The 929-nt window shown below is 48.1% G+C and carries 1 protein-coding gene; it reads right to left on the minus strand.

The window, feature by feature from the left end:
* Window positions 1–797: ABC transporter substrate-binding protein (locus BG32_RS02005; RefSeq protein WP_121526318.1), on the minus strand; the 797-nt coding region annotated here is incomplete at its 3' end.
* Between the last annotated feature and the right edge of the window lie 132 nt (window positions 798–929).

Here is a 929-nt window from a genome sequence, read left to right on the forward strand (position 1 = left end):
GGATTCAGATCTTTCCATGTCTGGTAACCCCAGGCGCCGTAGAACACCATCGCTGCCTGACCGAAGGCAAATGCCGCGTCCTGATCTACAGTCGTGTTTCCCATGAAACCGTCCTGATAGTAAACCTTCAGGTCGTTGAGTCTCTTGTTCAGATCGGTGAACTTTGGATCGAGGAAGTTTGTTTTGCCTTCTGTTAACGCCTTTATCCAGTCGGGTCCAAGCACACTGACACCACACATCGCGTGCTGCATCGTGAGTGCCCAAGCTTCCTTCCCGTAAAGGAAAAACGGTGTGATTCCCTTGTTTTTGATAACTTCAGCGTTGGCGACTAATTCATCCCATGTTGCAGGTTCCTCTAGTCCGAATTCTTCGTAATAGTCTTTGTTGTAGAATATTCCAACTACCTGGACTGCAAAGGGAACTCCGTAAACCTTATCTTGCCAGGTAACTGAGTTCAGAGCGGCCTGCGGGAAGTTCGACATATCCGTAAACTCGTCGATTGGAAGGTAAAGGCCATTCTCGATCAGAACCTGAGTCCTTCCTCCGGGAAGTCTTCTGGAGTAAACGATGTCCGGACCTTCGCCGGTCTGGAGAGCAAGGGCGACCTTCGAGTCGTATTCCGTTGGTGCGAATGCCGTGTATTCGATCGTGATGTCGAGACCTTTGCTCTTCAAAGCCGCTTCGACTTCTTCCCATACCTGAGCATCCTGCGTCCGCCAGCTCCAGATTGTGACTTTGCCGGCAAATGCGCTTACAGCAATGATCGCGACCAAAGCCAGTAACAAGAATTTCTTCATACTTTCCCCTCCTACAAAATAAAGTTGAGTACATACTTACGGTATAACACAATAGAAATATCACAGATCAAACAAAACCCGGTAAAGACCGCGCTTGCCGTTCATAGAAATAAAGAAGAACAAGAACTTATG

The organism is Mesotoga sp. HF07.pep.5.2.highcov (assembly GCF_003666285.1).
GTDB classification, from domain to species: domain Bacteria; phylum Thermotogota; class Thermotogae; order Petrotogales; family Kosmotogaceae; genus Mesotoga; species Mesotoga prima.